The 8,315-nt window shown below is 74.7% G+C and carries 6 protein-coding genes and 1 pseudogene; 3 read left to right on the forward strand and 4 right to left on the reverse strand.

All coding sequences use genetic code 11. The features are described from left to right. Nucleotides 1-128: 128 nt before the first annotated feature. A complete protein-coding gene (locus tag GT045_RS38115; RefSeq protein WP_161337007.1) occupies nucleotides 129-731 on the reverse strand; it encodes a PadR family transcriptional regulator in 603 nt (200 codons plus the stop codon). A 70-nt stretch (nucleotides 732-801) separates the two neighbouring features. Between GT045_RS38115 and GT045_RS38120 the strand changes: the two genes are divergently transcribed. Next, nucleotides 802-1,245: a nuclear transport factor 2 family protein gene (locus GT045_RS38120; protein ID WP_161337008.1), complete on the forward strand. Its 444-nt coding sequence runs from the start codon at nucleotides 802-804 to the stop codon at nucleotides 1,243-1,245. A gap of 117 nt (nucleotides 1,246-1,362) precedes the next feature. On the opposite strand, the gene GT045_RS38125 is transcribed toward GT045_RS38120, so the two are convergent. Beyond that, the gene (locus GT045_RS38125) at nucleotides 1,363-2,625 is read right to left on the reverse strand and encodes a cytochrome P450 (protein ID WP_161337010.1); all 1,263 of its coding nucleotides are present in this window, start codon (nucleotides 2,623-2,625) and stop codon (nucleotides 1,363-1,365) included. 402 nt (nucleotides 2,626-3,027) lie between these two features. Between GT045_RS38125 and rho the strand changes: the two genes are divergently transcribed. Further along, nucleotides 3,028-4,176 (forward strand): transcription termination factor Rho, encoded by a 1,149-nt coding sequence (gene rho / locus GT045_RS38130; protein ID WP_161294900.1) that lies wholly within the window; start codon nucleotides 3,028-3,030, stop codon nucleotides 4,174-4,176. 239 nt (nucleotides 4,177-4,415) lie between these two features. Beyond that, a pseudogene (locus tag GT045_RS40845) lies at nucleotides 4,416-5,159 on the forward strand (serine hydrolase); the annotation flags it as partial. Nucleotides 5,160-5,194: 35 nt separating this feature from the next. Here GT045_RS40845 and GT045_RS40850 read toward each other — a convergent pair. Next, nucleotides 5,195-6,598: a glycosyltransferase family 87 protein gene (locus tag GT045_RS40850; RefSeq protein ID WP_161337009.1), complete on the reverse strand. Its 1,404-nt coding sequence runs from the start codon at nucleotides 6,596-6,598 to the stop codon at nucleotides 5,195-5,197. Further along, nucleotides 6,595-8,052 carry a polyprenol phosphomannose-dependent alpha 1,6 mannosyltransferase MptB gene (mptB, locus tag GT045_RS38145; protein ID WP_345942883.1) on the reverse strand — a complete coding sequence of 486 codons (1,458 nt, stop codon included), beginning with the start codon at nucleotides 8,050-8,052 and terminating at the stop codon, nucleotides 6,595-6,597. Before mptB ends, GT045_RS40850 begins: the two co-directional genes overlap by 4 nt. Nucleotides 8,053-8,315 lie beyond the last annotated feature (263 nt).

Consider the following 8,315-nt stretch of genomic DNA (forward strand, 5'->3'; position numbering starts at 1 on the left):
CGAGGCCGGTCACCCTCCCGGGGCAGCCGGCGGACAGGTGCGAGGCCGGTCACCCTCCCGGGGCAGCCGTCGGACAGGTGCGGGGCCGGTCACCCTCGTGGCGCCGGAGCCAGGCCGGGCGGGGCCCGTCAGCGCTCCGCGGCGCGGGCCGGGCGGTCCGGCCGGGGTGCGGTGCTGTCACGGCGCTGCTCCAGGACCGCGAGGACGCGCTCGCACCAGCGCAGGTTGTCCTCCTCGAAGCAGATCCCGCCCATGAGGGTGAGGTAGGGCCCGACACGGTCGGAGGTGCGCAGGAACTCGTCCTCCGTACGCCCGCCGAGCAGGCCGTCGCGCAGCCGCCGGTAGCGGTCGAGCTTTCCGCGCGCCCAGCCCATGCGCTCCTCGATCAGCGCCCGGGTGACGTCCGGGTCGCCGCCGTCCATGGCCTGGACCTTGATGAGGAGTTCGTCGCGGATGGCGGTGGGACGCTTCGGCGGCTCGGCGGCGAACGCGCTCAGCTCCGCCCGGCCGGCCGCGGTGAGCGTGAACATCCGCTTGTTGGGCCGGCGTTGCTGCTCCACCGTGCGGGCCTGGACCAGCCCGTCCCCCGCGAGGCGCTCCAGTTCCCGGTACAGCTGCTGCGGGGTGGCGGCCCAGAAGTTCGCGAGGGAGACGTCGAAGGTCTTCGACAGCTCGTAGCCCGAGGCCTCGCCCTCGAGCAGGGCGGCCAGGACGGCGTACTTGAGCGACATGTGGACAGGCTAACAGCGGTTGATTACTCTCTTCCGCACCTAATCAATTAATTGAGTATGGGGGGATCCGATGCGCGCGTTCCGCGAGGCCGTCGAGGCCGGGGACCTGACCGCCGTCGAGGCACTGCTGGCCGAGGACGTCGTCTTCACCAGCCCGGTCGTCTTCAAGCCGTACCGCGGCAAGGCGATCACCGCGGCGATCCTGCGGGCGGTCGTCCAGGTCTTCGAGGAGTTCCGGTACGTCCGGGAGATCGGCGAGCCGGACGGCACGGACCACGCGCTGGTCTTCCGGGCCCGCGTGGGCGACCGGGAGTTGACCGGCTGCGACTTCCTGCACGTGAACGAGGGCGGCCTGATCGACGACTTCATGGTCATGGTCCGTCCGCTGTCGGGCGCACAGGCCCTCGCCGAGGCCATGGGCGCACGGTTCGATCAGATCGCGCGGGAGGCGGCCGCGCGGGAGGCGGCCGCGCGGGAAGCGGATGCGCGGGAGGCGGACGCGCGGCCGGTGTGAACGGCCGTACCCGGGCCCCGGCCCGCGTCGGCCGGCCGGGGAGCCGCTTGGGCGCAGCCCCCGCCCGCGTCGGCCAGCCGGGGAGCCGCTTGGGCGCAGCCCTGGTCCCGGCCGGTGTCAGCCGGACGGCTCGGAAGCCGTCAGCCGCACCGGCAGGACCCGCACGCTGTTGCCCACGAATCCCGCGTGCGGTGTCAGGTCGGCCTCGTCCACGGCGGGCCGGAGCGCGGGGAAGCGGGTGAACAGCCGCTCCAGGGCGACTGTGGCCTCCAGTCCGGCCAGGGGTGCGCCGAGGCAGTAGTGGGCGCCGTGGCCGAGGGAAAGGTGGCGCACGGCGCCGGGCCGCGCGGGCCGGGTGACGTCGAAGCGGTCGGCGTCCGGGCCGTACACCGCCGGATCGCGGCCCGCCGCGGAGTACCCGGCGAGCACGGGCGTGCCGGCGGCGACGAGGGTGCCGGCGAGCGTCAGGTCCCGCACCGGATAGCGGAACGGGAAGTAGCTGACCGGCGCGTCCCAGCGCAGCGTCTCCTCCACCACGTCCGCCCAGCCCGCCTCGCCCGCGCGGACCAGGGCGAGTTGCCCGGGGTGGGCGCACAGGGCGCGTACGGCGTTGGTGATCAGGTTGAGGGTGGTCTCGTGGCCGGCGATGATCATCAGCAGCAGGGTGCCGATCAGTTCCTGCTCGCCGAGCCGGTCGCCGTCCTCGTCCCGGGCCGCGATCAGCGCGCTGGTGAGGTCGTCGCCCGGCCGGGCCGCCTTCGCCGTGGCGATCTCCGCGAGGAGTGCGACGAGTTCCCGGTTGGCGGCGACGGCCTCGGCGGGTGCGGTGTCGGTGGCCACGACCTTGTCTCCCAGGTGATGCAGCCGCTCGCGGAACTCGACGTCGACGCCTAGGAGTTCGCAGATCACTCCCATCGGCAGGGGCAGCGCGAAGTGCCGCCGCAGGTCGGCGACGCCGTTCCCCTCGGCCGCCGCCCGGGCCAGGTCGTCGAGCAGTGATTCGGTCAGTTCCACGACACGCGGCCGGAGTTCCTCCACCCGGCGCGGTGTGAAGGCGTGGGCGGCCAGGGACCTCAGCCGCCGGTGGTCGGCGCCGTCGGCGGTGGTCATGCCCGGGACGGTGGCGAACGTCAGCAACGGCCAGCCCGCGGCGATCCTTCCCTCGCGCAGGGCGGTGAAGTGGCGTGGGCTCTTGGCGACTTCGGGGTGCTGGAGAAGCTCCTTCAGCGCCTCGTGCCCGAGTACGGCCATGCCCTCGACCCCGCCGGGCAGCTCCACCGGGGCGACGGCACCCTGGGCCAGCAGTCGCGCGTTGACGGCGTGCGGACAGCCCCCTGCGGGATCCAGGCGGTACGGGGTGCGTGCGGGCGAGGTGTCCACCGGTTCCTCCTGACGTTCCCCTGACAAGACGCTCGATGGTAGGGCCGTCCGGGGGATCCGCGAGAGACCTCCCGGCGTGACCCCGGGAATAGCCTGATCCGGTGGTGCGTTGATCGGGTCACGGACACGGAGGCCCGTACGGTGGTACCGTTCCGTCAGCACTCGTGCACGCCCACCATGGGCGCCGGTGCGGATTTCCCTCTCTTGCGCTGACCCAGTCGCCGTTGTTCCCGGATCGTCCGGTCCCCGGCGCGTCAGCTTCCCGGCACCACCTCGTGACGCGCGGTCGACGCCGCACCCGAGGTCCCGTTTCCCGCCGCCCGGAGGCAGTCGTAGGGACGCCTCCCGCTCGCGGCCTCTCCCCCTCGTCTTCCCGTCCGTCCGTGAAAGGACTTCCCTCCCATGACCACCACTCTCGAACACCCTCCCGAGGCCCGACAGGCACCCGCCGCTTCGCTCGTCGCCGGCGTCCTGGACATCGACCAGCACGGGAAGGGGCACCTGAGGGCCGCGAGCCTGCTGTCCTCCCCGGCCGATCCGCAGGTCCCGCCGGCGCTGATCCGCCGCCACGGGCTGCGCAAGGGCGACCTCGTCGAGGGCGCCCGGGGCGCGCAGCGCGCCGTGACCGAGGTCGCGCGCGTCAACGGGCGCGTGCCGGGTGAGCTGCGCTCGCGGCGGCACTTCCGCGATCTCACCCCCCTCCATCCGCACCGGCGGCTGCGCCTGGAACACCCCGCCGCCGGACCGGCCGGGCGGCTCACCGATCTGCTCGCCCCGGTGGGCAAGGGGCAGCGCGGCCTCATCGTGGCCCCGCCCAAGAGCGGCAAGACCGTGCTGATCCAGCAGCTGGCCGCCGCGGTGGCCGGCAACCACCCCGAGTGCCGGCTGATGGTGCTCCTGCTGGACGAGCGGCCCGAGGAGGTCACCGAGATGCGCCGCTCGGTGCGCGGCGAGGTGTACGCCTCCACCTTCGACCGGTCGCCCAAGGAGCACATCGCCCTCGCCGAGCTGGTCGTGGAGCGGGCCAAGCGCCTGGTGGAGGCCGGTGAGGACGTCGTCGTACTGCTGGACTCGCTGACCCGGCTGTGCCGGGCGCACAACAACGCCTCCGCCGCCGGCGGCCGGACCCTGAGCGGTGGCGTCGACGCCGGTGCGCTGCTCGGCCCCAAGAGGTTCTTCGGCGCCGCCCGCCAGGCGGAGGAGGGCGGGTCGCTGACCATCCTCGCCTCCGCTCTGGTGGACACCGGATCGCGCGCCGACGGCTACTTCTTCGAGGAGCTGAAGGGCACGGGCAACATGGAACTCCGGCTGGACCGGGAACTCGCCGGCCGCCGCGTCTTCCCCGCTGTGGACATCGACGCCAGCGGCACCCGGCGCGAGGAACTCCTCCTGTCCGAGGCCGAGTTGACGGCCGTACACGGTCTGCGCCGTGCGCTGCGCTCCCGGGAGACCGGACCGTCCGCCCTGGAGACCCTCCTCGAACGGATGCGCGCCACCCCCGACAACGCCACGTTCCTGCGGCAGATCCGGCCCACCCTGCCGGCCGGCTGACACCCGGCCGCGAGCGGGCCGGGTGCGGCATCCGGGTTGCTCGGCGACCCGAACGGCCCGGGCAGCGTGTCGTACCCGGGTCCTGTTCGTACGTTGATCATATGGTCACCGGATTCTCATATCGCGCAGCTGTGTCAGCCTGCTCCCTCTGTGTGGCGGGTCTGCTGGCGCTCACGCCCGCCGCTGCCGCCGCCGGACCCCGGGGCGGAGAACCCGCCCCGCCCCGCCCCCGGGCGGCGATGCCCGGGCCGGCCCTGCTCTACCACTCCGGCACGCAGGTCCGACCGCACCAGGGCACACCCGCGGTGCCCGAGATCTCGGCCCTCTCCTGGCTCGTCGCGGACGCGGGCAGCGGTGAGGTGCTGGCCGCGAGCGACGCGCACCGCGAACTGCCGCCCGCCAGCACGCTCAAGACCCTGTTCGCGCTCACCGTGCTGCCGACCCTGCCCAGCGGGCTCCAGCACACCGTGCGGTACGAGGAGCTGGCGGACGTCGGTGAGGGCAGCAGCCTGGTCGGCGTCGAGGAAGGACACACCTACCAGGTGGCCGACCTCTGGCGCGGTGTCTTCCTCAGCTCCGGCAACGACGCCGTGCACGTCCTCGCCCGGCTCGGCGGCGGCTGGCAGGCCACGGCCGCCCATATGCAGGACAAGGCCCGCACCCTCGGCGCCCTGGACACCCATGTGGTCTCCCCCGACGGCTACGACGCCCCCGGCCAGGTGTCCTCCGCCTACGACCTGGCGGTGTTCGGCCGCGCCGGCCTGCACAACCCCGACTTCGCCCGGTACTGCTCCACCGCCGAGGCCAGCTTCCCCGGTGACGGGGCCCCTTACGCCATCGAGAACACCAACCGGCTGCTGACCGGCGAGGACGGTGTGGCGCCGTACCCCGGGCTGATCGGGATCAAGAACGGCTACACCAGCAACGCGGGCAACACCCTGGTCGCCGCGGCCCGCCGGGACGGGCGCACCCTCGTGGTGAGCGTGCTGAACCCTCAGGCCGAGGGCGGGCTGACCGTCTACGAGGAGGCCCGGGCGCTGCTCGACTGGGGCTTCGCCGCGGCCGGGCAGGTGGACCCGGTCGGCTCGCTCGACGGGCTGCGCCCGGCCGCCCCCGCCGCTGCCTCCGCCGCGCCGGTGGCGGCGGCCGGGGCACCGGCGGAGGACGACGCCCCGGATTGGTCGGGGACCGCCGTGGTGGCGGGACTCTCCGGGCTCGGCGCGTGTGCCGTGGCCCTGGCACTGCGCGCCAAAGGCGGCCGGTCGGCCCGCGGCTGACCCACCGGCAGCCCGAGCAGCAGGCCCAGCGAGATCCACGTGTACAGGTTGCCGCCGAGGAACCCGCCGACGCCGGAGGCGTCGTCGAACCACAGCCACACCACACTGGTGCACAGCACCGCGTACAGGGCGCCCGCGATCCGCAGGTGCCCGGCACGCACCAGGACCGCGAAGGACGGCAGCAGCCAGACCAGGTGGTGCACCCAGGTGATCGGGCTGACCAGGCAGGCCGTGGCGCCGGTGAGCGCGAACGCCGCCTCCCAGTCGCCTGCGGCGACGGCCCGGCGGCCGCGCAGGGCCCACACGCTCAGGGTCAGCAGGACCGCCGCCGCCCACAGGGGGCGGCCGGACTCCCCGAGCCGGGCCAGCACACCTTGCAGCGACTGGTTCGACACGTAGTCCAGGCGGCCCACCCGGCCGGTGTCCCAGAGCGCCTCGGTCCAGTAGAAGCGGGAGGCCGCCGGATCCACCCAGGCGGCCGTCGCCGTCGCCGCGGCGGCGACGGCGACGGCTGTGCCGGCCGCCCGCCGCCGCCCGGCGAGCAGCAGCAGGCCGATGAACAGGGCCGGGGTGAGCTTCACGGCGGCGGCGAGCCCGGTCCCGACCCCCGCCCAGCGGCCCCGGCCGGCGGCCAGCAGGGCGCTGTCGGCGAGGACGAGAGCCAGCAGCACCAGGTTCACCTGGCCGAAGCCGAAGGTGTCCCGGAGCGGCTCGAACAGGGCCAGCAGACACAGGCACAGCGCCCACCGGTACCAGCCGTGACGGCGCCAGTCCGCACCGGCCAGGACCCGCAGGACGCCGGCGAGCGCGGCCAGGTTCACCAGCAGGGACACCACGATCGCCGTGGTCCGGCCGAGCAGCGCCAGCGGCAGCATGGCGACCGCGGCGAACGGTGGGTAGGTGAAGCCGTACCCGGTGCCGGGCACCCGGTAGTCGTAGATCCGGCCGCCGTGGTGCGCCCAGGTGTGTACGGCGCCGTAGTACACACGCAGGTCGAAGAAGCCGCGCAGCAACGGCACGGTGGCCGTGAACACGGTCACCGCGGCCGCCAGCAGCAGCACGAGCAGCAGCCGGCCCCGTCCGGTGCGCGGTCCGCGCGCCGCCAGACGTCCGGGCAGCCCCGGCCCGCCCCCCGGGCCCGTCACGCCGTACGCCCCGGAACCGGAACCGGGACAGAAACGGGGACGGGGACGGGGACGGAGACCTCGGCCCGGTCCCGGGCCTGGGTCCGGGCCGCCTGGTGGCACTGCCACAGGACCACTACGCCCAGCACGCCCCCGGACACCGCCAAGACCAGCTGTCCGAGGTCGGCGGGACCCCCGCCGGGCAGCACCGCCAGGGCCAGCACGCCCGCCAGGGCCGCCACCCGGTGCCGCACCGGTGTACTGGGCGCGGCGGCGGCGATGAGGAACAGTCCCCACAGCACGTACCAGGGCCGGATGGCCGGACCGAGCACCGCGACCGTGAGCAGGCTCAGGCCCAGTGCGTACACCGGCCGGGGGCGCAGCCGGAGCCATATCAGCGACACGGACACGGCGGTGGCCGCGAGCCCGAACAGGTGCCAGGCCGGCACGGCCAGCGGGGCCAGGCCGCTGCCGAGGGCGGTGAGCAGGGCGCCGGTCGCTCGGCCGAGCAGGCTGGTCAGCGCCCAGTTGTGCGCGGAGACCGGCGTGTCCAGGGCGCCGATCCAGCCGTAGCCCGTCCCGGCCGCGGCCGTGGCGGCGACCGTGGTGGCCGCGGCCGCCACCGCCGTGCTCAGGACGGCCGGCAACGGCGGCCGGCCGGCACGGACCCGAAGGGCCACGACGGCCAGCAGACCCAGCGCGGCCGGCGCCTTGACCAGGGCGGCGAGGGTGACGAGTACGGCGCCGACGACGGGCCGGCGGCGGCAGACGACCAGCCCGAGCCCGAGCAGGCCGAGCATCAGGGCGTCGTTGTGGGCGCCCGCGACCAGGTGCAGCAGGACCAGGGGGTTGAGCGCGCCGAGCCACAGCGCGGCGGCCGGGTCGGCGCCGCTGTGCCGGGCGAGGCGGGGCAGCGCCACCGCCATGAGGGCCACGCCGAGCAGGGCGACCAGGCGCATCCCGAGCAGGCCCGCCGGCAGTTCGCCGCGGGTGACCCCCGACAGCGCGGAGGCCAGGGCGAGGAAGGCCGGCCCGTAGGGGGCGCCGGTGTGCCGCCACATCGGGGCGACCTCGGCGGAGAGCGGGCCGCCGAGCCGGTCCGGGCCGCCCGCGTACACGTCCATGTGAGCGTCGGCCATGGCGCCCTGCGCGAGGTAGCTGTACACGTCCCGGCTGAACAGCGGCGGCGCGAGCAGCAGGGGCGCGGCCCAGACGGCCAGGACGAGCAGCAGGGCGCGCGGGGTGGGCGGGCGCGGGCCGCGCACCAGGCGGCCGAGGAGCACCCAGGCCGCTGTCAGCAGGACGACACCGAAGTACACCCCGACCAGTCCGAGCGCCGCCCGCGCCGAGGCGGGCGCCAGCAGGCGGACGGGCAGGGCGCCGGCCGTCTCCCCGCCGAGCGCGAGGAAGGCCGTACCGGCCAGGCCCAGTACCTGACAGCTGCGGAGATCGACGGGGAATGCCGTGGCCAACACCGGCCCAGCGTGGCAACGCCGGGTGGCCGGGAGGCGACACTTCCTTCACCTGTGGGCGGCCCGCACGTGACTGGCGTGTGCGAAGCGGAGGCCGGCGGGGGGGCCGCCGAAACCATGTGCACCCTGCACGTACCGGTGCTCCCCGACTGCAAGAACACCCCGAACACCCCCAACATCCCGAACCCCCAGGCCCGGGACGCCCCAAACGGCCGGAACGGCTGGAGCGGGCGGAACGGCTGGAGCGGGCGGAACGGCTGGAGCGG

The sequence above is a fragment of the Streptomyces sp. SID486 genome (genome assembly GCF_009865385.1).
Classification (GTDB): Bacteria; Actinomycetota; Actinomycetes; order Streptomycetales; family Streptomycetaceae; genus Streptomyces.